The sequence below is a fragment of the Salinibacterium sp. ZJ450 genome (assembly GCF_011751885.2).
In the GTDB taxonomy this organism is placed as follows: Bacteria; Actinomycetota; Actinomycetes; order Actinomycetales; family Microbacteriaceae; genus Ruicaihuangia.
This window is the reverse complement of sequence record NZ_CP061771.1, coordinates 2142080-2165209: the sequence shown is the minus strand read 5'-3', so window position 1 is coordinate 2165209 and position 23130 is coordinate 2142080. Positions and strand designations below refer to the sequence as shown.

The following is a 23130-nucleotide window of genomic DNA, read 5'->3' as shown; positions in this document are numbered from 1 at the left end:
CCTCTAATCAGGCGCTCACGGAATCCATTAGAGCTTTTGCCGAGTGTGCCCCCACGCTCACGGCTGTCAGTTCAACCACACAAAAGATAAATTCAGGAGAATTGTGGCTGTCAAGATTCGTTTGAAGCGCATGGGCAAGATCCGCGCGCCCTACTACCGCATCGTCGTTGCCGACTCGCGCACCAAGCGCGATGGTCGTGTCATCGAGGAGATCGGCAAGTACCACCCCACCGAGGAGCCCTCGGTGATCCTGGTCGACTCCGAGCGTGCGCAGTACTGGCTGAGCGTCGGCGCTCAGCCGACCGAGCAGGTCGCCGCGCTGCTGAAGCTCACCGGTGACTGGGGCAAGTTCAAGGGCGACAAGGACGCCGTCAGCACCGTCAAGGTGAAGGAAGAGAAGGTTGCCTTCATCGCCGACGAGAAGAAGAAGCCGGTTCTGAAGCCGAAGACCGAGAAGGCTCCCGTCGAGGAAGCCAAGGCTGAGGAAGCTCCCGCCGAGGAAGCTGCTGCCGAAGCTCCGGAGGCCGCAGAGGCCGCCGCTGAAGAGGACAAGGCGTAACCAGTGCTCGCACCCGCTCTCGAGCACCTCGTCAAGGGGATCGTTGACCACCCGGACGATGTGCAGGTAGTGGCGAAGAGTTCTGCGCGTGGCGAGGTCCTCGAGGTGCGTGTGCACCCCGAGGACCTCGGACGCGTGATCGGCCGTTCCGGGCGGACCGCCAAGGCTCTCCGCACGTTGATCACCGCGCTGGCGGATGGCAAGCGCGTTCGTGTCGACGTCGTCGACACCGACAACTAGAAATACTCTGCTTGTGAGTTCCACCAGTTCCCCCCAGCCCAACCGCACCCAGCTCCGTGTCGGCCGTCTCACCAAGGCCCACGGGCTGAAGGGCGCCATCAAGCTCGAGCTGTTCACCGACGAGCCGGAACGCCGGTTCGTTCCCGGCGCCCAGTTCACCCTCCAGGTGCCGAGCGAGTCGCCGTGGCACGGCAAGACCCTCGAGCTCGTCGAGCTGCGCTGGTACAACGGTCATCCGGTCGGTTTCTTCAAGGGCGTCCCCGACCGCAGCGCCGCCGAGACCCTGCTCAAGGCGATCCTCTGGGTCGATCAGGATGTCACCGAGCTGCCTGCCGAAGAAGACGCCTGGTACGACCATCAGCTGGTCGGCCTCCGTGTGCTGCGTGACGGCGTCACGGTCGGCACGGTGACCCGCGTCGACCACATGCCCGCCCAAGACCTGCTCGTCGTCAAGACCGACGCCGACGAGGTCCTGGTGCCGTTCGTCAAGGCGATCGTGTCGGCGGTCGATATCAAGGCCGGTACCGTCACCGTCACGCCGCCGATCGGTCTCTTCGAAGAGATTCCGGATGACGCGGAGCCGAAGGCAGTCCGGGCCGCTGGCGAGTCCGAGCAGGCTGAGGCGCCCGAGCAGGCTGAGACATCCGAGCCGTCCGAGGCAGCCGAGCCGGCCGAGCCGACTGACGCAGCCGAGTCGGACAACTGACCCCCGAGCCTCGCGGCGGTGACCGGGCGAGCAGCCCGCCGCACGACGACTATCGTCGTAGCGTGCGCATTGACATCGTCACGATCTTTCCCGAGTTCTTCGAGGTACTCGACATCTCCCTGCTCGGCAAGGCCAGGCAGACCGGCCTGATCGAGCTCGAACTGCACAACCTGCGCGACCATACGCACGACCGGCACCGCACCGTCGATGACACGCCATACGGCGGGGGCGCCGGCATGGTGATGAAACCGGAGCCGTGGGGTGCTGCCCTCGACGAGGTGCTCGGGTCCGCAGCATCCGGTGTCGAACCCGTGGTGATTTTCCCCTCGCCCGCCGGTGAGGTGTTCACCCAGGCGATGGCCCGCGAGTTGTCGACCGAACAGCACCTGGTGTTCGGCTGCGGCCGGTACGAGGGCATCGACCAGCGCGTCTTCGACGACACCGCGTCGCGCGCCACAGTGCGGTTGGTGAGCCTCGGCGACTACGTGCTGAACGGGGGAGAGGTCGCCGTGATGGCGATGATCGAGGCGATCGGCCGTCTCATCCCCGGGGTCATCGGCAACCCGGAGAGCCTGACCGAGGAGAGCCATGAGGACGGCCTGCTCGAGTACCCCAGCTACACCAAACCGTCCAGCTGGCGGGGGCACGACGTGCCGCCTGTGCTGCTGAGCGGTAACCACGCCGCCATCGCCGCCTGGCGCCGGGAGCAGCAGGTCGAGCGCACCAGACGGGTGCGGCCAGACCTGCTCGACTTCGACCTCGATCTGGGCTGAGCACCAGCCTGGGCTGAGCACCAGCCTCGGCTGACCGCCGGGCGCCGCTTCGGCCGTGCGCCCTCCGCGGAATCCCCGGCTTTCACCAAGGCCCGACCGGTACTGTTGCCCCATGTGGTATCGCACAGCAATCTTCCGTGCCCAGTTCTGGGCTGCCCTCGTGCTGCCCGCCTGGCTGCTGGTTTCTCGCGGGATCTTCGGCGCGGACACTGGCTGGGACTTCGTGGCGTACCTCTTCATCGCGCCGATCCTCGCCATTGCGCTGGCGGCCGTCGCCGGCCTCACCCGAGCGCGACGCAGCGCGCGCGATGCCCGCGCCGTGTCGACCCTTGACGCCGCCATCGTCAGCCTGTGGTGGGCGCTGATCGTGGCCCACAGCCTCGCCGGCGACCCGCAGGTTTCCGCCACGCTGGCGCTGGTCGGCATCGTCGTCGGCATCGTCGCGTTCTGGAACGCCATCTACCAGCTGATCGCTGAGACCCGCAACCGGATGTCGGTGGTGCTCGCCAGTTTCGAGCAGACAGTGCCCGTGGCATCCGACCCGCGCGCTGGTGCCGGCTACGATCCACGCCTCGGTGACGGCCCGGTCATCCGCATCGATCCGCCGCACGGCTCCTAACGCGCCTTAACGCGCGAGCGCCGCAGTTTCACACGAGCGCCGTGGTGAGAACGGTGGCGTTCGCGGGAAACTGCGGCGCTCGAGGTGCTCAGGCTCGGCCCGGCAGGGCTTAGCGCGCGGTGAGCACGACCGGCCCAGCCTCGGTGATGGCGATCGTGTGCTCCACGTGGGCGGCGCGGGAGCCGTCGGCGCTGCGCAGGGTCCAGCCGTCGTTCTGATCGGTGTAGATCTTGTCCGTGCCGAGCATCAGCCACGGTTCGATCGCGAACACCAGGCCGGGTTTCAGCGGCATGCCGCGCGCCGGGCGGCCGTTGTTGGGAACGTGCGGGTCGCCGTGCATGGTGCGGCCGACGCCGTGCCCGCCGAAGTCGGTGTTCACGCCGAACCCTTCCGCCTCGCAGACGGCGCCGATGGCCGCGGAGACGTCGCCCATCCGGCCGCCTGGCTGCGCGGCGGCGATGCCCGCCTGCAGGGCACGTTCGACGACGCTGACCAGTCGGGCATCCTCGTCGCGGGGGGTGCCGACGATCACGGTGATCGCGGAATCGCACACCCAGCCATCGACGGATGCGGCGAAGTCGAGGCTCAGCACGTCTCCGTCCTTCAGCTTGTAGCTGTGCGGCACACCGTGCAGGGCGGCATCGTTCACCGACGTGCAGATCACCTTGCCGAACGGCGATCCGCCGAACGACGGGTGGTAATCGAGGTAGCAGCTCTCGGCACCGGCCCGGCGGATCATATCGTGCGCGAGCCGGTCGAGATCAAGCAGATTGACGCCGACACCGGATGCCGCGGCGGTGGCCGTGAGCACGCTCGCCACGAACTGGCCGGCCGCCTTCATCTCCTCGATCTCGGCGGGTGTGCGCAGCTCGATCACGCCGACACCAACCCCAGCTCTGCCCGCACGAGGTCGCGGCTGCGTTCGATGAAGCGTTCATCGCCGGCCGGATCATGCTGGAAGGCGCGCTTCAGCAGCGCGTCGGACACCTCGACGGAGACCTCCAGTCGGAACATCAGGTCTTCGGACTTGGTGAACCCGTAGTGGTCGATCAGCAGGCTCATGAACAGCTGCGCCAGCATGCCGCCGCTGTTGACGTCGGGCTCAAGCAGGCGGTCATCGATGATGTCGCCGAAACGGATGGCGCGGAAGCCCGGCTCGGTGCGCATCATGTCGACATAGCAGTCGATCGCCGAATCCAGGCCGTTCGCCCATCGGGCGGGTTCAGGCGGGATGGCGACTTCGAGGCGCTCCATGAACCGCTCCATGTTGCGCGCAGCAAGCGCCTGCAGCAGGGACCGGATGTTGGGGAAGTAGCGGTACACGACACCGACAGACGATTTCGACTTCGTTGCGACGTCGCTGGTGGTCAATCCTTCAATGCCGTGCTCGGAAATGATCTCCGCCGCCGCGTCGAGGAGCAAGGTGATGCGGGCGGAGCTGCGTTGCTGGATCGGTTCGGTGCGAATGATCTTCTTGAGAAGGTCGGTTGTTTCACTCATGGATAGGGGGGTCTCCAATTTTTTGTTGCAGAAGGAATACTCTCATCACTGGCTGCGATCTCTCCCCGAACACTCCGTCCGCGCGTCGCGAGGGGCGGCGACCCCGAAGTGGCCAGCAGGTGCGGTGCTGTGACATAATTGTTGTTTGTGCCTCCGCGCGGCTCTGCCACAGGGGAACCAGCATTCAGCGAGGCGCATCCCATACGACATCACAACACCTAGACCGCGGTCGACCTGTGGCGGTTGCAGAGAGCGAACTATCATGCACATCCTCGACTCCGTCGACGCTGCATCCCTCAAGTCGGACATTCCCGACTTCCGCGCCGGCGACACCGTGAAGGTGCACGTCAACATCATCGAAGGTGCGCGTTCGCGTATTCAGGTGTTCCAGGGCGTCGTCATCGGCCGTTCCGGCGAGGGCGTGCGCGAGACCTTCACCGTTCGTAAGGTCAGCTTCCAGGTCGGCGTTGAGCGTACCTTCCCGGTGCACTCCCCGGTCATCGACCACATCGAGGTTGTCACCCGCGGTGACGTGCGCCGCGCGAAGCTGTACTACCTGCGCGACCTGCGTGGCAAGAAGGCCAAGATCAAGGAGAAGCGCTTCAACTAAGCCCGCTTCCCGTCATACTCTGAGCTCCCCTCCGCCTACACTGGGCAGGGGAGCTCAGGGGTTTAATTTGGATGACACACAACCGACACGCGTCGAATCCGTCGCGTTGGAAAAGCGCGGCCGCGGCAAGAGCGTCACGATCTTTCTTCGTGACGTTCTCATCATCTTCCTCGCCGCGATCCTCATCTCCTTCCTGATCAAGACCTTCCTGATCCGGTCGTTCTACATCCCGTCAGAGTCGATGATGGACACGCTGCACAAGAACGACCGCATCATCGTGAACCAGCTCACCCCCGACCTGATGCCGATCGAGCGCGGCGACGTGGTCGTCTTCAAAGACCCGGGCCAGTGGCTCACCCCGCGGGCGCCGGAACCGCAGAACCCCGTCGTTGCGGCGTTCGACTGGTTCTTCTCGATCGTGGGGCTGTCGGCACCAGACAGCAACGACCACCTCATCAAGCGCGTGATCGGACTGCCAGGGGATGTCGTCGCCTGCTGCAACGAGTTCGGTCAGTTGACCATCAACGGCACCCCGATCGACGAGCCGTACGTGCTGCTGCCGCCCGGGGTTACGCGCGTGTCGGCCGATGACTTCGAGATCACCGTGCCGGAAGACTCGTTGTGGGTGCTCGGCGATAACCGGTACGCCTCGGCGGACTCCCGCTACAACACCAACAAGCCGGGCAACGGCTTCGTGCCGTACGAGAACGTCGTCGGCCGCGCCATCCTGATCACCTGGCCGATCGACCGCTGGACATGGCTCGACAACTACGAATTCTCCTTCCGGGGCGTGGAGCAGACCACTGAGTGAGCGGGCATCATGACTGTGCTTGATCCGACCCTCGACCGGGAGCGGGCGTTCTTCAAGAAGGGCGCCGAGTACGTGATCGGCTGCGACGAGGTCGGCCGCGGAGCCATCGCCGGCCCGGTCGCGGTGGGCCTGTCGGTGATCGACTCCACGGTTCGCACCATCCCCACCGGTCTGCGTGATTCCAAACTGGTCAGCGAGAAGAAGCGCGACACGCTCGAGCCCGCGGCGCGCAGCTGGTCGCTCTTCTCTGCGGTGGGGCTCGCGACCCCGCAGGAGATCGACGAGATCGGCATCACCCGGGCACTGGGCCTCGCCGGCCGGCGGGCGCTGCAGGCGCTCGTCGAGGCGGGCGTCGAACTGGGTGGCAGCGTGGTGCTGCTGGACGGCAGCCACGACTGGTTGAACCCGGCCCTGACTACGCGGGTACGGGTGCAGACCCAGGTGAAGGCAGACCGTGACTGCGGATCGGTGGCCGCGGCATCCGTCATCGCGAAGGTACACCGCGACCGGCTGCTGATCGCCGCCCACGAAGACCGGCCCCTGTACGAGTGGGCAGGCAATAAGGGCTATGGTAGCGCCGGGCACCTGGCGGCCATCGCCGAGTTCGGCTCCACCGACTACCACCGTCAGACCTGGCTGAAGACCCCAGACCTGGCCCTGTTCGAGCTGGAGTAACGGCGCGCGTCAGTGTCCGCAGCGCTTAGGATTGAGGCACCATGGACGACGACGATTTCGAAGATTATGACCGCGAGGTCGAACTGGCTCTCTACCGCGAGTACCGCGACGTTGTGGGGCAATTCAAGTACGTCGTCGAGACCGAACGACGGTTCTACCTCGCCAACGACGTGACCCTGGTGCGCCAGGACACCGCCAACGACTTCTACTTCGAGCTCACCATGCACGACGTCTGGGTCTGGGACGTGTACCGCTCCGACCGCTTCGTGAAGTCGGTGCGCGTGCTCACGTTCAAGGATGTCAACGTCGAAGAACTGTCGGCCAAGGAGCTTGAGCTGCCGAAGGAACTCGCGCTCGACGAGTAACGGGCCGCTCCTCCCCAGGCCAGCCGTTTCACAGGGCAGCTGAACCGCGCCCGAACAGGCCGCCAACCGCGGCATGCTCGTGGCGGAGGTGACCCGTGGCGCAGAAAGACCTGCTCGGCAAGGCCGGCGAGGAGCTGGCCGCCCAGTTCCTGGAGGACGCCGGCTACACCGTGCTCGACCGCAACTGGCACTGCCGGCACGGCGAGATCGACCTGATCGTCTGCGATGGCGCCGAGACGGCATTCGTCGAGGTGAAGACCCGACGGAGCGTGGCATACGGGCACCCGTTCGAGGCGATCTCCGCGGCGAAGATGGGCAGGATGCGTCGGCTCGCCGCGCTCTGGTGTGAGGTGCACCCCGGTGCCCCCGCCATCCGGCTCGACGCGATCGCGATCATCTGGCCGCGGGATGCCGCTCCGAGCATCGAGCACCTCAAGGGGGTGCACTGATGCCGGTCGGGCGCACCCACTCGGTGTCGCTGATTGGTTTGCGCGGCGCCATCGTCGAGATCGAGGCCGACATCTCGGCGCAGCTGCCCGCCTTCGTGATCATCGGGCTGCCCGATGCCGCCCTCAGCCAGGCCCAGCATCGGGTGCGGTCCGCCGCCGTGAACTCGGGCTGCGGCTTCACCAGCCACCGGCTCACCATTAATCTGTCACCGGCGTCGCTGCCGAAACACGGGTCAGGCTTCGACCTCGGCATCGCGCTGGCGGCCCTCGCAGCCGACAGCGCGATCAGCGACACCTCGATCGACCGGGTGCTGCACCTGGGCGAACTCGGGCTGGACGGTCGGTTGCGCCCGATCGCGGGCGTCCTGCCCGCGGTGCTCGCCGCGGCGCGGGCCGGGTTCGACACCGTGATGGTGCCGAGCGGCAACGCCGATGAGGCGGCGTTGGTTCCCGGCATCCGCGTGATCGGTGTCGCGTCCCTGCGCGACGCCGCCATCTGGCACGGCGGCGACTACCCCCCGGAGCCGGTTGAGCCGTTGCTGCAGGCGCCGATGGACGACCGGCACGACGAGACACTGGATCTCACCGACGTCATCGGCAACGCCGAAGCGGTGGAAGCCATGCAGGTCGCCGCGGCCGGCGGACACCACGTTCTACTGCTCGGGCCGCCTGGCGCGGGCAAGACCATGCTCGCCGCCCGGCTGCCGGGGCTGCTGCCCGACCTGCGCCCGGAAGCGGCGCTCGAGGTGAGCTCGGTGCGCTCACTCGCCGGCCTGCCGGTCGGCCGCGAGCTGGCGAAACGACCGCCGTGGGAAGCGCCCCACCACACCGCCACACCCGCGGCGTTGATCGGAGGAGGCAGCGGTCAGATCCGCCCGGGAGCCGCAGCCCGCGCCAGCCACGGCGTGCTGTTTCTGGATGAGGCGCCAGAATTCGCCATGACCGCGCTCGACGCCCTGCGGGAACCGCTCGAGTCTGGCGTGATCAGCATCCACCGGGCGAACGCCATTGCCCACTTTCCCGGCCGGTTCCACCTGATCCTCGCCGCGAACCCGTGCCCCTGCGGCCAATACGGGTCCCGCGACTCCGACTGCACCTGCCCGCCGTACGCCCGCCGCCGCTATCTGGCGCGGCTGTCCGGGCCGCTGCTCGACCGCATCGACATCCAGCTGCGGGTGCATCGGATCACCTCCGCGCAACTGCGGATCGCCGACGAGTCGCCCCGCCTCAGTACCGGCGCCGCCCGGGCGCGGGTCGCGGCCGCGCGGGATGCCGCTGCCGCGCGACTGGAACGCACCCCATGGTCGCTGAACTCGGAGGTGCCGGGGACGTACCTGCGGGATCCGGCCCAGCGGCTCGCCCCATCCGTCACCGCGCCACTGGACCGGGCGCTCGAGCGCGGCGGCGTCACCATGCGCGGCTATGACCGAGTACTCCGCTTGTCCTGGACCATCGCCGACCTCGCCGGGGCCGAGCGACCCAGCGCTGAGCACCTCGGCCAGGCGCTCTACTTCCGAAAGGCCACGTCGTCATGAGCATCTTCGGGCTGACAGAAGCAGCGGTGGCACCGCTGGTGCGCGACCTCACCCGCGACGACCTGGATCGGGAGGAACTCGTGGAGCGGCTGGCTCTCGCCGCGTGGACCGGCATCGCCGAGCCCGGAGACCGGGACGCGGGGGAGTTGATCGCCGCCCAGGGTGCCCCTGTCGCCCTGGCTGCCCTGATCGACCAGTGGCCCGCCGACCGGATGGTCGCCATGCTGACCGAGTCCGGGATCACGGCCACCGCTGACGCGGTCACCGCGGCGCTCGACCGCTGGCGGCCACGGCTGTCCTCATCCGGATTGCTGCGGTCGCTGCAGCAGGCGTTGCTGCACGGGATCCGGCTGCTCGTGCCGACCGACGACGGCTGGCCCCGCGGATTCGACGATCTCGGGCCGCACGCGCCACTGGCCGTCTGGACCAAGGGCAAACCGCACGCGTTGCCGGCGCTCGATCGGTCGCTGGCGTTGGTCGGCGCCCGCGCCGCCACCGGTTACGGCGAGAGTGTGACCCTGGAGGCATCCAGTGGACTCGTCGACCGCGGCTTCGCCATCGTGTCCGGGGCCGCGTATGGCATCGACGGGATGGCGCACCGGGCCGCGCTCGCGAGCCGCGGTGTCACGGTGGCGTTCCTCGCCGGAGGGCTCGACCGGTTCTACCCGACCGGCCACGAGGCGTTGCTGGCCCGCATGACCGAGGTCGGCATGGTGATCTCCGAGGTGCCTTGCGGCACGGCCCCCACCAAGTGGCGTTTTTTGCAACGCAACAGATTAATAGCGGCGGCCAGTCAGGCCACCGTGGTGCTCGAGGCCGGCTGGCGATCCGGCTCGCTGAACACGGCAGGGCATGCGGCGGCGATGGGACGCCCGCTCGGCGCGGTGCCGGGGCCAGTCACCAGTGCGGCCTCGGCCGGATGTCACCGGCTCATCCGTGAGTACGACGCGATCTGCGTCACCAACCCGGACGAGATGGCGCAACTGCACCCCGGTTTCGACGATCCGCCGCCGGTGTCTGGCGCGGCGCTCAACAACCCAGAACAACTGCGCGTGCTCGACGCGCTCAGCAGCCGCTCGGCTCGCCGGGCAGCCGACATCGCGGCCCGCTGTGGCCTGTCGGTCGCCCAGGTGCAGGGGCTGCTCGCCACCCTCGAGTTGGAAGGCAGGGTGACCGAGCGCGACACCGGGTGGCTGCGACAGCGCCGCTGACTGGCTCCGGCCTCGCCGACTGTCGATAGCGTCGCCGAGTGTCTCCGGCATTGAATAGGGTGGGCGGGTGACCCAACTCGGCCAGTATGCGGCACCTGCCCATGTCATCGCCCACCTCAGCGACACCCACTTCCTCGCCGAGGGACGCCCGCTGTACGGCGCAGTCGACGTCGAATCGAACCTGGCCAGGGCGCTCGCCCACCTGGAGCGGTCGGGCGTGCGCCCCGAAGCGCTGCTCTTCACCGGCGACCTGGCCGACCTCGCGGAACCCGACGCTTACGCGCGCCTGCGCGCCATGGTGGAGCCCGTCGCCGAGCGGCTCGGCGCCCAGGTGATCTGGGTGATGGGCAACCACGACGAACGGGCAGCGTTCGCGAGCCTGCTGCACGGCGAGACCGAGACCGACGCACCCCAGGACCGCGTGCACTGGCTGGGCGGGCTGCGGGTGATCAGCTTCGACACCACCGTGCCCGGCTACCACCACGGCGAGATCACCGACGCACAGCTGGAGTGGCTCGCCGCCGAACTTGCCACCTCCGCCCCCGAGGGCACCCTGCTCGCGGTACACCACCCGCCCATCCCGGTGACCGTCGACATCATGGCGACCCTGGAGCTGGAGCGGCAGGATCGCCTGGCCTCGGTGCTCGCCGGCAGCGACGTGCGGGGCATCCTCGGCGGGCACCTGCACTACGCCACCCACAGCCTGTTTGCCGGCATCCCGGTGTCCGTCGCCGCGGCGACCTGCTACACCCTCGACCCGATGGCGGACGCCGACCGGCTGCTCTCCGGCGTCGAGGGCGGCCAATCCATCAACCTGGTGCACGTGCTCGCCGACCGGGTGGTGCACACCATCGTCCCGGTGAGCGAGACCCGGGAGGTCACCGGCTGGCCGGCCTCCGCGCGCGCTCGAGTCGACGCGTTGACGCCGGAGCAGCGCCGGGAGGTGCTGTCGAGCAAGCACTCCACCTTCACCATGGCCGAGGGCGCGACCAGCGAGGCGTCCACCCCGATCCCGGAATAGCGAGCACGATAGTTCCCGTGCAGCTTGATCACGCTATCGACCAGTTCATGGTCTATCTCACCGCCGAGCGGGGATTCAGCGCCAACACCGTGCGCTCATACCGCTCCGACCTGCTGCAGCTGGCCACCTTCGCCGAGAATCGTGGCGTTACGGATGTCGCGGGGCTCAACCTCGAGCTGCTGCGCGACTGGCTCTGGGACGGCTCGCAGCAGTCACTGGCGAAGGCAAGCCTCGCCCGACGCTCCGCCGCCGCGCGGGGACTGACGGGCTGGCTGAGTGCCACCGGCGAGCAAGAAGCGGATGCCGCGGCTCGACTGCGCGCCCCGAAGGCCGACCGGCACCTGCCCCGCGTGCTCACCCGAGAGCAGATGGACGGCATCCTCGGCTCACTGTCCGGGCGGGCGGCAACGGGCGACCCGGGTGCCGTGCGCGACCTCGCCGTGATCGAATTGCTGTACGCGTCGGCGTTGCGAGTGAGCGAACTGGTGGGCCTCGATACCGCGGATGTCGATCAGGGCAAGCTCACCGTGCGGGTCACCGGCAAGGGATCCCGGCAGCGCGTCGTGCCATTCGGGGTGCCCGCCCTGCGCGCGCTGCAGGACTACTTGCACCGCGGCCGACCCGAACTGCTCACACACCCCACGAGCGCCCAACCCGCCAGCGCGCAACCCCGCAGCGCGCAACCCACCAGCTCACAACGCACCACCGCGCTGTTCCTCGGGGCACGCGGCGGCCGGCTGGGCTCGCGCGCGGTGTACCGGCTGGTCGCCGCGCTGCTGAACAGCCTGCCGGGAACCGGCCCCGCCGGTCCGCACGCCCTGCGCCACACCGCAGCCACCCACCTGCTCGACGGCGGAGCAGACCTGCGGGCGGTGCAGGAGATGCTCGGCCACGCCAGCCTCGGCACCACGCAGATTTACACCCACGTCTCGATGGAGCGGCTGAAGCAGAGCTACCAGTCGGCGCACCCGCGCGCCTGACCCTGTCGCGCGGCCGGGCGCCATCAGCGGATCGGCCGGGTCGGCAGCAACACCGCGCGGGGCAGCACCCCGAGATACCGCATCGGTGACACGTACTCGCCATCCACCCGCACGCCCAGGTGCAGACAGACTCGCGGGCAGTGACCCGTCCCGGTCACCGTGCCGATGACCTCACCGGCCGACACCGGCTCACCCGCGACCAGGCTCGATGCCACCGGTTCGTAGCTGGAGATCAGGCCGCCAGGATGCCGGATCGACAACACCGGTCGGTCCACCACCACGCCCGCGAAGTGCACGACGCCGGCCGCGGGCGCCCGCACCGCGGCGCCTGCTCCAGCTGCGACGTGGAGATCCACGCCACGGTGCCCGACCGAGTACGGCGTGGCTGGGGCGAGGAACGGGCGGTCGACAATCCGCGGCGAGTCGACCGGCCAGAGCCAGGGCGCGGCGGGACCCGCCGCCAGGGGAGTCGCTGCCACGACGGCAACGACGGCCGCCGCCACCGGAGCCGCTGCCACGGACGGCCCGGATGCTGTGAGCAGCAGCGCGAGCGCAAGAACCTGACGCATGCCTCATCCTCACCCGCCGGGCAGCATCGGCACACGCACAGGGCGCCGGTTGTGGACCCGCGCGCGGGTGGGGGAGAGGTGGACGGAGCCGGCGGTGAGTCGGTGATACGATTGACCCCGCATTCCGCCTCGGCGGAGTGACTACGCGTGCCCAGCGTGTGTTCGCACACGCCATCGCATCCATTCAGTCCCGCTGCAGCAATCGCAGGCGGCGGGCGGGTGCGGCAGGGCGCCAGGACTCGCGCCATCCGGCCGCGATAACAACTGAGAACGACGCACCAGTGCGTCATGAAAAGGAGCACGGCCATGGCCGTCGTAACAATCCGTCAGCTGCTCGACAGCGGCGTGCACTTCGGGCACCAGACCCGCCGTTGGAACCCGAAGATGAAGCGCTTCATCTTCACCGAGCGTTCCGGCATCTACATCATCGACCTGCAGCAGTCGCTCGCATACATCGACACTGCATACGACTTCGTCAAGGAGACGGTTGCCCACGGCGGCACCATCCTCTTCGTAGGCACCAAGAAGCAGGCGCAGGAGTCCATCGCCGAGCAGGCGACCCGCGTCGGCCAGCCCTACGTCAACCAGCGCTGGCTCGGTGGCCTTCTCACCAACTTCCAGACGGTCTCCAAGCGCCTTGCGCGCATGAAGGAGCTCGAGGAACTCGACTTCGACGACACCACGAAGGGCTTCACCAAGAAGGAGCTCCTCATCAAGCGTCGCGAGCTCGACAAGCTGCACAAGACGCTCGGTGGTATCCGCAACCTCACCAAGACGCCATCGGCGCTGTGGGTTGTCGACACCAAGAAGGAGCACCTGGCGATCGACGAGGCCATCAAGCTGGGCATCCCGGTCATCGGCATCCTCGACACCAACTGCGACCCGGACGAAGTTCAGTACCCGATCCCGGGTAACGACGACGCGATCCGCTCGGTCAGCCTGCTGACCCGCATCATCGCCGACGCTGCCGCCGAGGGCCTCATCCAGCGCCACCAGAAGCCCGAAGAGGGCAACGTGTCGGCTGTTGAGCCGCTCGCCGCCTGGGAAGCCGAGCTTCTCGGAGCATCCGAGACCGCGGAGGCTGGCGCCCCCGAGGCCGCTGCGACCGAGGCTGCGGCTCCCGTCGCGTCGGCTCCGGTTGAAGAGAACGACGCCGACGCTGTGGTGGCCGAGCACGAAGCCGCCGCCGACCCGAACCTCGTTCCCGTGCACGCTCCGGAGACGGATGCTGCAACCGAGGCTCGCATCGAGGCTGAGGCCAGCGAGGCCGAGAAGACGCCCGTCACCGACACCGACGCCAAGTAAGGAGCCCAGCTATGGCAAACGTCAGCCTGGAAGACATCAAGACTCTGCGTGAGCGCCTCGGCACCGGCATGGTCGACACCAAGAACGCCCTGGTTGAGGCCGAGGGTGACCTGGAGAAGGCCACCGAGCTGCTTCGCCTCAAGGGTGCGAAAGGCAACGCGAAGCGTGCCGACCGCTCCACCAGCGAAGGCCTGGTCGCCGCAGCCGAGAACGGATCGTCGACCACGATCATCGAGCTCGCCTGCGAGACCGACTTCGTCGCCAAGGGCGACAAGTTCGTTGCACTCGGCGACAAGGTGCTGGCCGCGGTTGTCGCCGCAGGCGCCACGTCCGTCGAAGAAGCACTCGCTGCTCCCGCTGAGGGTGGAACCGTTGCCGACCTGATCGGCAACGAGGCTGCAATCCTCGGCGAGAAGATCGAGCTGCGTCGCGTCGCTGCCATCGAGGCCGAGAAGTTCGCTGTGTACCTGCACCGCACCAACAAGGACCTGCCGCCGCAGGTCGGCGTGGTCGTCGGCTACACGGGAGACGACGCAGAGACCGCTCGCGGCATCGCACAGCACATCTCGTTCGCCAACCCCAGCTACCTGGCACGTGAAGACGTTCCCGAGGCTGAGGTCGACAATGAGCGTCGCATCGTGGAAGAGATCAGCCGCGGCGAGGGCAAGCCCGAGGCCGCCCTTCCGAAGATCATCGAGGGCCGTGTCGGCGCCTACTTCAAGCAGGTCGCCCTGCTCGAGCAGGACTACGCCCGCGACAACAAGGTCTCCGTCGGTAAGGTCGCGTCTGACGCAGGCCTGACCATCACCGGTTTCGCCCGCTTCAAGGTCGGCGCGTAACTCATCTGATTTCGGGGTTCGGGACTCATGTCCCGGACCCCGTTGTCATGCTCAAACCCATACCCTGTAACAAGCCACGAAGAGGGAGAGAACCCATGACAGAGGCACGCAGAAGACGAGTGCTGCTGAAGCTGTCCGGCGAGGCATTCGGCGGAGGATCGCTCGGAGTGAATCCCGACGTGGTGAGCGCCATCGCCAAGGAGATCGCGATCGCGGCTGCCGAGGTCGAAGTGGCCATCGTGGTCGGCGGGGGCAACTTCTTCCGCGGCGCGGAGCTCAGCCAGCGTGGCATGGACCGTGGGCGCGCCGACTACATGGGCATGCTCGGAACCGTCATGAACGCCCTCGCGCTGCAGGACTTCCTCGAGCAGGCCGGAGCCGCCACGCGCGTGCAGTCCGCCATCTCGATGACCCAGGTCGCCGAACCGTACATCCCCTTGCGCGCCGAACGGCACCTCGAGAAGGGTCGCGTCGTCATCTTCGGCGCCGGCGCCGGGCTGCCGTACTTCTCCACCGACACGGTGGCGGCGCAGCGGGCCCTCGAGATTGGCGCCGACGAGGTACTGGTAGCGAAGAACGGTGTCGACGGCGTCTACTCTGCGGACCCGCGCACCGACGCCAGCGCCGAGAAGCTCGACGAGATCACCTACCAGGAAGCGCTCGTCAAGGGTCTCAAGGTGGTCGACTCCACCGCGTTCAGCCTGTGCATGGACAACGGGATGCCGATGCTCGTGTTCGGGATGGAGCCGTCTGGCAACGTCACGAAGGCGATCATTGGCGAGCGAATCGGCACGCTCGTCAGCAACTGAGCGGCCACACACTTCTCAGACGGCGCGGCGTTCTGCCGCGCGACACTAAGCTTGCCAAGAGAACACAGCATAAGGAGCATCCGTGATCAGCGACGTACTGGCCGAGGCCAAGGACAAGATGAACAAGGCCGTCGAGGTCGCGAAGGACGACTTCGGCACGGTCCGCACCGGGCGCGCGAACCCGGCACTGTTCCAGAAGATCCTGGTCGACTACTACGGCACGCCTACGCCGCTCGGCCAGCTGGCCGCCATGCAGAACCCTGAGGCGCGGATGCTCATCGTTACGCCCTACGACAAGGGAGCGCTCAGGGACATCGAGAAGGCGATCGTGAACGCGCCGAACCTCGGCGCGAGCGTGGGCAACGACGGCAACATCGTGCGCGTCACCCTGCCGGAGCTCACCGAGGACCGCCGCAAGGAGTTCGTCAAGCTGGTGCGGACGAAGGGCGAGGACGCCAAGGTGGCGATCCGCAACATCCGCCGCAAGGCCAAGGACGACCTCGACGCGCTGAAGAGCGAGGTCGGCGACGACGACGTCGCTCGGGGTGAGAAAGAGCTCGAGGCGACCACGAAGTCGTTCGTCGATGCCATCGATGAAGCCCTGAAACGCAAGGAAGCCGAGCTTCTCGAGGTCTAAATGACGGATGGCCCCGACCGACCGCTGCGGCGTGGAGCGAAACGCGACCGGAAGAAGTCCGAGTTCGAGGTGTTCGCTCATGATGCGCGCGCCGAGATCGAGACACAGTTAGCCGCGACCCGCGCACAGATCGACGCGATCGAAGAACGGATCGAGAAGCGCACAGGGCGCAACCTGATCATGGCGATCCTGATCGGGCTGGTGCTCGGCGGAATCCTGCTGGTCAGCCTGCTGCTGTTCACCGAGCTGTTTATGGCGTTCGCCGCCGTGCTCGCCTGCCTGGCAGCGTTCGAGCTCGCCAGCGCCCTCAGGTTCGCCGGCCGCGACGTGCCACGCCTTCCGGTGATCATTGCGACTCTCGCCGTGATGCCCGCGACGTTCTACTGGCAAGGGACAGGGCAGTGGCTCGCCATTCTCGGCGGCATGCTGCTGGTCACCGTGTGGCGTCTGGCGGAGACCGCGTGGCCCGACCGCCGCCCGAGCGGACGCGACCTGCTGAAAGACATCGGCGGCGGCCTGATGGTGATGGCCTACGTGCCGTTTCTCGCGAGTTTCGCGGTGTTGCTCGTCAGCCAGGACGGGGGCCAGTGGTGGGTGCTCGCGTTCCTCATCATCGTCGTCGCCACCGACACCGGGGCATACGCGTCGGGTCTCACCTTCGGCAAGCACCCGATGGCGCCGAAAATCAGCCCCAAGAAGACCTGGGAGGGCTTCGCCGGATCTGGGGTCGCCGCCATCGTCGCCGGGGTATTGCTTGCCCTCTTCATGATCGATCAGCCGTGGTGGATGGGCGTGATCTTCGGAATCGTGATGCTCGCCACCGGCACGATGGGCGACCTCACCGAATCCCTGATCAAACGGGACCTCGGCATCAAGGACATCAGCACCTGGTTACCCGGTCACGGCGGGTTCCTCGACCGCCTCGACTCGATCCTCACCTCAGCGATTGCGGCTTACCTCGTGTACCTGATCTTCGCGTGAGCATCGGTGCGGCAGAATAGTCCGGTGAGCACTACCTTCCCGCGAACCCGAAAGTCGGTGCTCGGCTACAACGTCGAGCAGGTCGAAGACTTCCTCGAAGACGCTCGACGCGCATACACCTCGGAACGAGCCGACGGATCGTCGGCGGTTACGTCGACCAGCATCCGGCACACCGCCTTCTCTATGCAGAAGGGCGGCTATTCCACGTCGCTGGTTGACGCAGCGCTGGAGCGGCTGGAAGACGCATTCGCGGCCCGCGAGCGTGAGCTGGTGCTCGCGCAGCGCGGTGAGAGCGACTGGAACCAGCACGCCCGCGCGACGGCACAGGTGATCCTCGACCGGCTGTCCCGCCCGGTGGGCCGACGGTTCGAGCGGGTCGGCATCCTGACCACCGGCTACCAAACACGGGATGTCGACGAGTTCGCCGAGCGGATCGTGGACTACTTCCAGCACGGAAAACCGCTCGGAATCAATGAGGTACGCACCATCGCCTTCCGCCCGGCGAAGCGCGGTTACAGCGAGGCACAGGTCGACGTGCTACTCGACAGCGTGACTCAGGTCATGCTGGCAGTCCGCTGAACCGATCCGGGCAATATGCTCCATGTCTGCTTTATCCGATCGTTATCGGGTAAAATCTTCCGGGATGGGCAGACACTCAAGAAACGAAACCGTGCTCGAGGCGGTGCCGGAGGCACCTGAGAGCAGCATTCGGAGACCGCAAGACAAGCCGCGGATCGTGCTTCCCATGCTGGCCATGCTGGCTGTTCTGGGATTCTTCTCCGTTACGCTGGTCGACCCGAACGCCGGCGCATACGCCGGGATGGGACGTCCAGAAGCCCCGGCCAGTGCGGCCCCCGAGGGGCAGACCCTCGAAGCCTCCGCCGCCGCCGCGTCGCTCGCCAGCAGCCGCGACGCCTGGAAGGTGATCAAGCCGGAGCCCCCGAAGCCCGTCGCGCCGCCGGCCGCCAAGGGTTCCGGAACGGCGCCGGTCGCAGGCACGCCCGATCCGGGCAGCGCCAAGGCTGTCGCCCAGGGACTGGTTTCTGCGCGCGGCTGGGGCGACGGACAGTACGACTGCCTCGTGTCGCTGTGGCAGAAGGAGTCGGGCTGGAACGTCTACGCCTCGAATAAGTCGAGCGGCGCGTACGGAATTCCGCAGGCGCTGCCCGGCAGGAAGATGGCGACGGTCGGCGCCGACTGGCAGACCAACCCCGCCACGCAGATCACCTGGGGCCTCAACTACATCCAGGGCCGCTACGGCGACCCCTGCAGCGCCTGGGCCACGTCCAAGTCCCGCGGATGGTACTGACCGAGCGCACGGTCCGCCGTCCGGTCGCTGTCTAGATCGTCGCTGTCTAGGATTGAGGAATGCCTCGTTCGAATTTTCCCCGCGGCCGCGCGCCGCGGGATGACGATGATGAGGCACGCGACATCACCCGGGCGCTGTTCGGGCAGCGGCACACGGAGCACAAGCGCGACGGGCTGTGGAACGTGCAGCCGATCGCCGCGGCATCCGCATTGAAGTACTACACCTGCCCGGGCTGCACCGTGCAGATCACCCCAGGGGTCGCCCACACCGTCACCTGGCGTGCCGACGGCATCATGGGGGAGGCCGACGACGTCGCCGCCCGCCGCCACTGGCACGCCCACTGCTGGAAGATCAGGAATTGACCACTCAGATCCGGGGCGCCGCCCTTCTGCCCGCCCGTCGCTCGAACATCGAACTGCATACCGAGGATGGGCTGACCCTCGTCGGTGAACTTGCGCTGCCCGAAACCGCGGAGCCAGTTGCCACGCTGGTTGCTCTGCACCCGCTGCCGACCGGCGGAGGGTTCATGGACTCCCACATCATCCGCAAGGCGGCGGCGCGGCTGCCGGCCCTCGCGGACATCGCCGTGCTCCGGTTCAACTTCCGCGGTGTGACCTCACCCAGAGGCACCTCGGACGGCGCCTTCGGGGAAGGCATCGACGAGCGCCATGACCTGGCCGCCGCGATGCGATTCGTGGCCGAGCGCGGCCTTCCCAACCCGTGGCTGCTCGGCTGGTCGTTCGGCACCGAGGTGGCGCTGAAGTGGGGCAGGCGGCATCCGGTGGTCGGCGCCATCCTGCTTTCCCCGCCGCTTCATCGGGCGACGGATGACGAGATCGCTGCGTGGCACGGTGATGACCGCCGCCTGGTCGCGGTGATCCCCGAACTGGACGACTACCTGCGCCCTGCTGAGGCAGCCGAACGGTTCGCCGTCGTGCCGGACATCGACCTGGTGAACGTGGAGGGCGGCAAGCACCTGTGGGTGGGGGAGGCGCAGACCTATCGCGTTCTGAGCGAGATCGTCGAGCGTCTGAACCCCGGAGCGCTGCCGTTGCCGACCGAGTGGGACAGCGAGCCGGAGAGCGCTACAGCGTCTGCTGCTTCGGAATAAACACCTGCTTGACGATGATCAGGATGGATGCGGCAACCGGGATCGCCACCAGCGCGCCGAGGATGCCGCCGAGCGTTCCGCCGGCCAGCGCCGCGATCACCACGATGACTCCCGGCACCTTGACCGCGCGGTTCATGATGTTCGGGCTCAGCACGTACGCCTCAACCTGCATGTAGACCAGGTAGTAGATCGCGGTGGTGAGCACAGTGATGAAGGAATCCGGGTTCACCAGCCACTGGATGGCCACGATCACGATCGAGCCGGTGATCGTACCCACGAGCGGGACGAGTGAGAACAGGAACGCGAGGAAGGCGAACAGTGCCGGATACTCGGCACCGATGATGCTGAAGAAGATGAAGCTCAGCACCCCGTTGCACAGCCCGAGCGCCCCCTGACCGACCACGTAACGGCCGACTGCGGTGCTCACCTGCTCCGAGATATCGATCACGCGTTCGCGCTTCGACGCGGGCACCAGCTGGTACAGCGACCGCTTGATGCTGCTCAGCGAGGTCACGAAGTACAGCGTCAGGATCAGGATGATGAGGGCGCCGAATGCGCCGGATGCGATCGTGACCGCCGTCTGCAGCACCCCGCCGAAGATTCCGGTGATGTTGTCGGCATCCTGAGTCCATTTGGTGACTTCGGCCACCACCGTGTCGATGGGAATCCACGGGAAAGTCGATTCGGCCCACTCATAGGCGGCGCCGCTCGTGAAGAACTCGATCAGATCAGGGGCCTGTCCGATCAGCTTGTTCACCTGCTCGGTGATCACCGGCACGATCGCGAAGACGAGACCGACGAAGACGCCGACAATGCCCAGCAGCGTGACGAGGATCGCCAGCCAGCGCTTCCAGCCGTGGCGCTCAAGCCAGCTGACAACCGGGTCGATGCCGAGTGCCAGGAAGAGCGCTGCGCCGACGTAGGTGAGGATGAGCGCCAGTTGCCCGACCGCGGTGCCGATCAGGATCGCGACGAGCACGCCGAGCCCGGCTAGCAGTCCCAGGCGGAACGGATTGTGGATCTTCACGCGTGTGTCCCCCCGAGGGTGCGGCCGTGGCTTTTACTGGTCGCTTGTGACCTTCTCTGCCTGTGACAATACCCCGCGCAGGTTCTCGAAGTAGCCAGCCACGGCGTCGCGCTCGATCCGGATCTGCGCGAGTCGTTCTTCGGCGTCCTCGATGAGCTGAGACGCGCGGGCCTCGGCGTCGTCGATGATCGACCTTGCGCGGGCGTCCGCGTTGTCAAGCACTTCCTTCGCGGTGGTGTTGGCCTTCTCGCGGGTGGCCTTGGCGTCGGACTTGGCGCCGAGGTCGAGGGTGTCTGCTTCGAGCCGCTTGTCCGCTGCCCGGCGGGTGGCTTCGGCCAGCTGCGCTCCGGCCTCGTCGAGGTACTTCTGCGTCTGCGCCACGGCCTCCTGGTGCCGCGCGAGGTACTCCTTCTCCGCCTGTTCGCGCCGTGAGGTGAGTTCCACCTCAAGGTCGATCCGCGCCTGCTCCGCGTCGCGGGCAAGCTCGCTCCGGGTGGCGTCGGTCTCGTGGGCAAGCGTGGCGCGGGTCTGTTCCAGCTCGAAGGTCAGGGCGCTGCGCTGGTTCTGCGCCTCGCGGGCGAGGTCGGTGCGCTGCTTCTCGATGTCGTGCTCCAGCGTGGTGCGTGCCTCGCGGATCTCCGACTCCAGGGTGGACTTGGCGGTCGCCATCTCCGCGTCGAACTGCGCACGCGTCTCGCTGATCTCGGCGTCGAGTGCGCTGCGTGCCTCGTCGGTGTCGCGCGCCAGCTCGGCCCGGGTGGACTCGACCTCGCGGGCGAGCTCGGTTCGGCTGACCCGCAGCTCCCTGGCAAGCGCGGCACGCTGCTGCTCGATCTCACGCGCAACCTCGGCGCGGGCGCTCCCCACCTCGCCGGCGAGCGTTGCCCTGGTCGTCTCCACCTCGCTCAGCAATGCCGCGCGCGTCGTCTTCGCTTCGTTCCGGGCGGTCTCGACCTCGTTGGTGAGGGACGCCCGCGTGGTCTCCGCCTCGCTCGCGAGAGACGCCTTCGTTGTCTCAACCTCGCTGGCCAGTGAGGCCCGCGTCATCTCCACCTCGCTGGCGAGGGAGGCCCGGGTGGTCTCGACCTCGCTGGCGAGAGCAGCCTTCGTGCTCTCCACGTCGCTGGCGAGCGCGGCACGGGTGGTCTCTACCTCGGCTTGCAGGGCGGCGCGGGTGGTCTCCACTTCGCTGGCGAGGGAGGCCCGGGTGCCCTCGACCTCCGTGGCGAGCGCGGCACGGGTGCCGTCGACATCACGGGCGAGTGAGGTGGTGGTGGCGTCGATCTCGGCGTCCAGGTCGGCGCGCCGGCGTTCGGCTTCGTCAGTCAGTGCCGTCTGCGTGGCCTCGACCTCGGTGGCGAGGGCGGCACGAGTGCTGTCGACCTCGTGAACCAGCGCGGCCTTGGTGGACTCGACTTCCTGGCGGAGCTCGGCCTGCGTGGTCGCCACGAGCTCGTTGAGCGCCGCAGTACGGGTCTCGACCTCACGGTTCAGGTCAGTGCGGGCGTGCTCGATGTCGCGTTCCAGCTCGGCGCGCCGCGTGGAGTTCTCGTTCTCGAAATCAGCGCGCGCCTTTTCGATGTCGCGATTCAGCGCGGCCGTGGTCTCGCGGGCTTCGGCGGCTTCGCGAGTGGCGACCACTTTGAGTTCGGATGCCTCGCGTTCGGCTTCGGCGCGCAGCGCGGCAGACTCGCGCTTGGCCGTGCCTCGGGCTTCCGCAGACTCGGTGGCGACAGCGCCGCGAATGGCGGCCGCCTCGCGCAGCGCGTCCTGCGTGGTGGCCTCCGCGGCATCCTGTGCCGACACGATCATGTCGTGCGCCTCGGCGCGCGCACCGTCGACCAGCTGGGTGGCCTGCTCCTGTGCATCCGCCATGACCTTCTCGGCCGCGGCGACCGCGTCACGACGGAGCTTCTGCACTTCGGCGGTGGTCTGGCCGCGCAGCTTCTCGGCGTCGATGTCGGCCTGGCTGATCAGCCGGGTGGACTGCTCCTCGGCGATCCGCAGCGTGCTTTCCAACTTCATGCCCAGGCCCGCGTAGGTCGGGCTGCCGGTCTCGTCGAGCTCGGCCTGCAGGTCTTCCACCGTGGCGGCGAGTCGCTTGGCCTCCTTGGCCGCCTCCGCCTTGTCGGTGTTCGCCTTGATCAGTTCCCGGCGAAGCTGCTGGACGGTCTGATCGACCTCGTCCTTCTTGTAACCGCGAAGCTCCAGACTAAATCCTGCATCGTCTGCAGCCACGTGTACTCCTCGGGTTGTTGGGGCGGAACACAACGAGTTTAGTCAGCAGCGTCATCGTGCCGTAACAACCCTTCTCAGACAACTCCCAGACCGTATGCTGGCCTCCCCGGAACGCATCGGCTACGCTTGAACGTCTTTGCTGCTGCCTGTCCTGGGGCGCCGCGTGTCCGAAACCCGCCGATGGCGTGAATCGCCTCATCCGAGCACACGCTGTGCCTCTCACTGAACCAGGCAGCACGAAAGGAGATCTA

General features: G+C 67.4%; 27 protein-coding genes and 2 pseudogenes. 24 read left to right on the top strand and 5 right to left on the bottom strand.

Annotated elements, in window-relative coordinates; genetic code table 11:
• Window positions 1-103: 103 nt before the first annotated feature.
• From rpsP to HCT51_RS10380, 5 genes are all read left to right on the top strand, one after another.
• Window positions 104-559 (top strand): 30S ribosomal protein S16, encoded by a 456-nt coding sequence (gene rpsP / locus HCT51_RS10400; RefSeq protein ID WP_166873676.1) that lies wholly within the window; start codon window positions 104-106, stop codon window positions 557-559.
• Between the two features lie 3 nt (window positions 560-562).
• Window positions 563-799, top strand: coding sequence for an RNA-binding protein (locus HCT51_RS10395; protein ID WP_166873673.1), 237 nt, complete (start codon window positions 563-565; stop codon window positions 797-799).
• Window positions 756-1505 (top strand): ribosome maturation factor RimM, encoded by a 750-nt coding sequence (rimM, locus tag HCT51_RS10390; RefSeq protein WP_166873670.1) that lies wholly within the window; start codon window positions 756-758, stop codon window positions 1503-1505. Before HCT51_RS10395 ends, rimM begins: the two co-directional genes overlap by 44 nt.
• A gap of 62 nt (window positions 1506-1567) precedes the next feature.
• Entirely contained in the window at window positions 1568-2278 is a 711-nt protein-coding gene (gene trmD, locus HCT51_RS10385) for a tRNA (guanosine(37)-N1)-methyltransferase TrmD (protein WP_166873667.1), read from the top strand.
• Between the two features lie 112 nt (window positions 2279-2390).
• Window positions 2391-2897, top strand: a complete 507-nt coding sequence (locus HCT51_RS10380) for an MFS transporter (protein WP_166873664.1) — start codon at window positions 2391-2393, stop codon at window positions 2895-2897.
• A 109-nt stretch (window positions 2898-3006) separates the two neighbouring features.
• Here HCT51_RS10380 and map read toward each other — a convergent pair whose 3' ends face one another.
• Window positions 3007-3774, bottom strand: coding sequence for a type I methionyl aminopeptidase (gene map / locus HCT51_RS10375; RefSeq protein WP_166873660.1), 768 nt, complete (start codon window positions 3772-3774; stop codon window positions 3007-3009).
• Window positions 3771-4397 carry a TetR/AcrR family transcriptional regulator gene (locus tag HCT51_RS10370; RefSeq protein WP_166873656.1) on the bottom strand — a complete coding sequence of 209 codons (627 nt, stop codon included), beginning with the start codon at window positions 4395-4397 and terminating at the stop codon, window positions 3771-3773. Before HCT51_RS10370 ends, map begins: the two co-directional genes overlap by 4 nt.
• Window positions 4398-4659: 262 nt before the next feature.
• Between HCT51_RS10370 and rplS the strand changes: the two genes are divergently transcribed.
• The 9 genes from rplS (at window position 4660) to HCT51_RS10325 (ending at window position 12054) form a co-directional block, all read left to right on the top strand.
• Window positions 4660-5007, top strand: a complete 348-nt coding sequence (gene rplS / locus HCT51_RS10365) for a 50S ribosomal protein L19 (RefSeq protein WP_166873652.1) — start codon at window positions 4660-4662, stop codon at window positions 5005-5007.
• A gap of 67 nt (window positions 5008-5074) precedes the next feature.
• Window positions 5075-5818 (top strand): signal peptidase I, encoded by a 744-nt coding sequence (gene lepB / locus HCT51_RS10360; protein ID WP_166873649.1) that lies wholly within the window; start codon window positions 5075-5077, stop codon window positions 5816-5818.
• Window positions 5819-5827: 9 nt separating this feature from the next.
• Window positions 5828-6493: a ribonuclease HII gene (locus tag HCT51_RS10355; protein ID WP_166873647.1), complete on the top strand. Its 666-nt coding sequence runs from the start codon at window positions 5828-5830 to the stop codon at window positions 6491-6493.
• A gap of 41 nt (window positions 6494-6534) precedes the next feature.
• A complete protein-coding gene (locus HCT51_RS10350) occupies window positions 6535-6858 on the top strand; it encodes a DUF2469 family protein (RefSeq protein WP_166873643.1) in 324 nt (107 codons plus the stop codon).
• Window positions 6859-6953: 95 nt separating this feature from the next.
• A complete protein-coding gene (locus HCT51_RS10345; RefSeq protein WP_166873640.1) occupies window positions 6954-7307 on the top strand; it encodes a YraN family protein in 354 nt (117 codons plus the stop codon).
• Complete coding sequence (locus HCT51_RS10340; protein WP_166873637.1) at window positions 7307-8842, top strand: YifB family Mg chelatase-like AAA ATPase; 1536 nt, start codon at window positions 7307-7309, stop codon at window positions 8840-8842. Before HCT51_RS10345 ends, HCT51_RS10340 begins: the two co-directional genes overlap by 1 nt.
• Window positions 8839-10053 (top strand): DNA-processing protein DprA, encoded by a 1215-nt coding sequence (dprA, locus tag HCT51_RS10335; RefSeq protein ID WP_166873632.1) that lies wholly within the window; start codon window positions 8839-8841, stop codon window positions 10051-10053. The genes HCT51_RS10340 and dprA overlap by 4 nt, the downstream gene beginning before the upstream one ends.
• A 67-nt stretch (window positions 10054-10120) precedes the next feature.
• Window positions 10121-11074 (top strand): phosphodiesterase, encoded by a 954-nt coding sequence (locus tag HCT51_RS10330; RefSeq protein ID WP_166873627.1) that lies wholly within the window; start codon window positions 10121-10123, stop codon window positions 11072-11074.
• A 17-nt stretch (window positions 11075-11091) separates the two neighbouring features.
• Window positions 11092-12054 carry a tyrosine recombinase XerC gene (locus tag HCT51_RS10325; protein ID WP_224760441.1) on the top strand — a complete coding sequence of 321 codons (963 nt, stop codon included), beginning with the start codon at window positions 11092-11094 and terminating at the stop codon, window positions 12052-12054.
• Between the two features lie 23 nt (window positions 12055-12077).
• On the opposite strand, the gene HCT51_RS10320 is transcribed toward HCT51_RS10325, so the two are convergent.
• Window positions 12078-12623 (bottom strand): M23 family metallopeptidase, encoded by a 546-nt coding sequence (locus HCT51_RS10320; RefSeq protein ID WP_166873622.1) that lies wholly within the window; start codon window positions 12621-12623, stop codon window positions 12078-12080.
• A gap of 306 nt (window positions 12624-12929) precedes the next feature.
• Between HCT51_RS10320 and rpsB the strand changes: the two are divergent.
• The 10 genes and pseudogenes from rpsB to HCT51_RS10275 form a co-directional block, all read left to right on the top strand.
• A pseudogene (gene rpsB / locus HCT51_RS10315) lies at window positions 12930-13686 on the top strand (30S ribosomal protein S2); the annotation flags it as partial.
• Between the two features lie 62 nt (window positions 13687-13748).
• Window positions 13749-13928: pseudogene (locus tag HCT51_RS18995) on the top strand (30S ribosomal protein S2); the annotation flags it as partial.
• Window positions 13929-13939: 11 nt separating this feature from the next.
• A complete protein-coding gene (gene tsf, locus HCT51_RS10310; RefSeq protein WP_166873611.1) occupies window positions 13940-14767 on the top strand; it encodes a translation elongation factor Ts in 828 nt (275 codons plus the stop codon).
• Window positions 14768-14862: 95 nt separating this feature from the next.
• A complete protein-coding gene (gene pyrH / locus HCT51_RS10305; RefSeq protein ID WP_166873606.1) occupies window positions 14863-15576 on the top strand; it encodes a UMP kinase in 714 nt (237 codons plus the stop codon).
• A gap of 82 nt (window positions 15577-15658) precedes the next feature.
• The gene (gene frr, locus HCT51_RS10300) at window positions 15659-16213 is read left to right on the top strand and encodes a ribosome recycling factor (protein WP_166873599.1); all 555 of its coding nucleotides are present in this window, start codon (window positions 15659-15661) and stop codon (window positions 16211-16213) included.
• Window positions 16214-17194 (top strand): phosphatidate cytidylyltransferase, encoded by a 981-nt coding sequence (locus HCT51_RS10295; protein ID WP_166873593.1) that lies wholly within the window; start codon window positions 16214-16216, stop codon window positions 17192-17194. It begins immediately after the preceding gene.
• Between the two features lie 24 nt (window positions 17195-17218).
• Entirely contained in the window at window positions 17219-17773 is a 555-nt protein-coding gene (locus tag HCT51_RS10290) for a DivIVA domain-containing protein (protein WP_166873587.1), read from the top strand.
• Between the two features lie 64 nt (window positions 17774-17837).
• The gene (locus HCT51_RS10285) at window positions 17838-18503 is read left to right on the top strand and encodes an aggregation-promoting factor C-terminal-like domain-containing protein (protein WP_191413573.1); all 666 of its coding nucleotides are present in this window, start codon (window positions 17838-17840) and stop codon (window positions 18501-18503) included.
• Window positions 18504-18562: 59 nt separating this feature from the next.
• Entirely contained in the window at window positions 18563-18865 is a 303-nt protein-coding gene (locus HCT51_RS10280; RefSeq protein ID WP_166873584.1) for a hypothetical protein, read from the top strand.
• Window positions 18862-19614 carry an alpha/beta hydrolase gene (locus HCT51_RS10275; RefSeq protein ID WP_191413570.1) on the top strand — a complete coding sequence of 251 codons (753 nt, stop codon included), beginning with the start codon at window positions 18862-18864 and terminating at the stop codon, window positions 19612-19614. Before HCT51_RS10280 ends, HCT51_RS10275 begins: the two co-directional genes overlap by 4 nt.
• On the opposite strand, the gene HCT51_RS10270 is transcribed toward HCT51_RS10275, so the two are convergent.
• Window positions 19589-20641, bottom strand: a complete 1053-nt coding sequence (locus HCT51_RS10270) for an AI-2E family transporter (protein WP_166873581.1) — start codon at window positions 20639-20641, stop codon at window positions 19589-19591. The two genes, HCT51_RS10275 and HCT51_RS10270, sit on opposite strands and share 26 nt — an antisense overlap.
• A 33-nt stretch (window positions 20642-20674) precedes the next feature.
• Window positions 20675-22879 carry a coiled-coil domain-containing protein gene (locus HCT51_RS10265; RefSeq protein WP_166873577.1) on the bottom strand — a complete coding sequence of 735 codons (2205 nt, stop codon included), beginning with the start codon at window positions 22877-22879 and terminating at the stop codon, window positions 20675-20677.
• Between the last annotated feature and the right edge of the window lie 251 nt (window positions 22880-23130).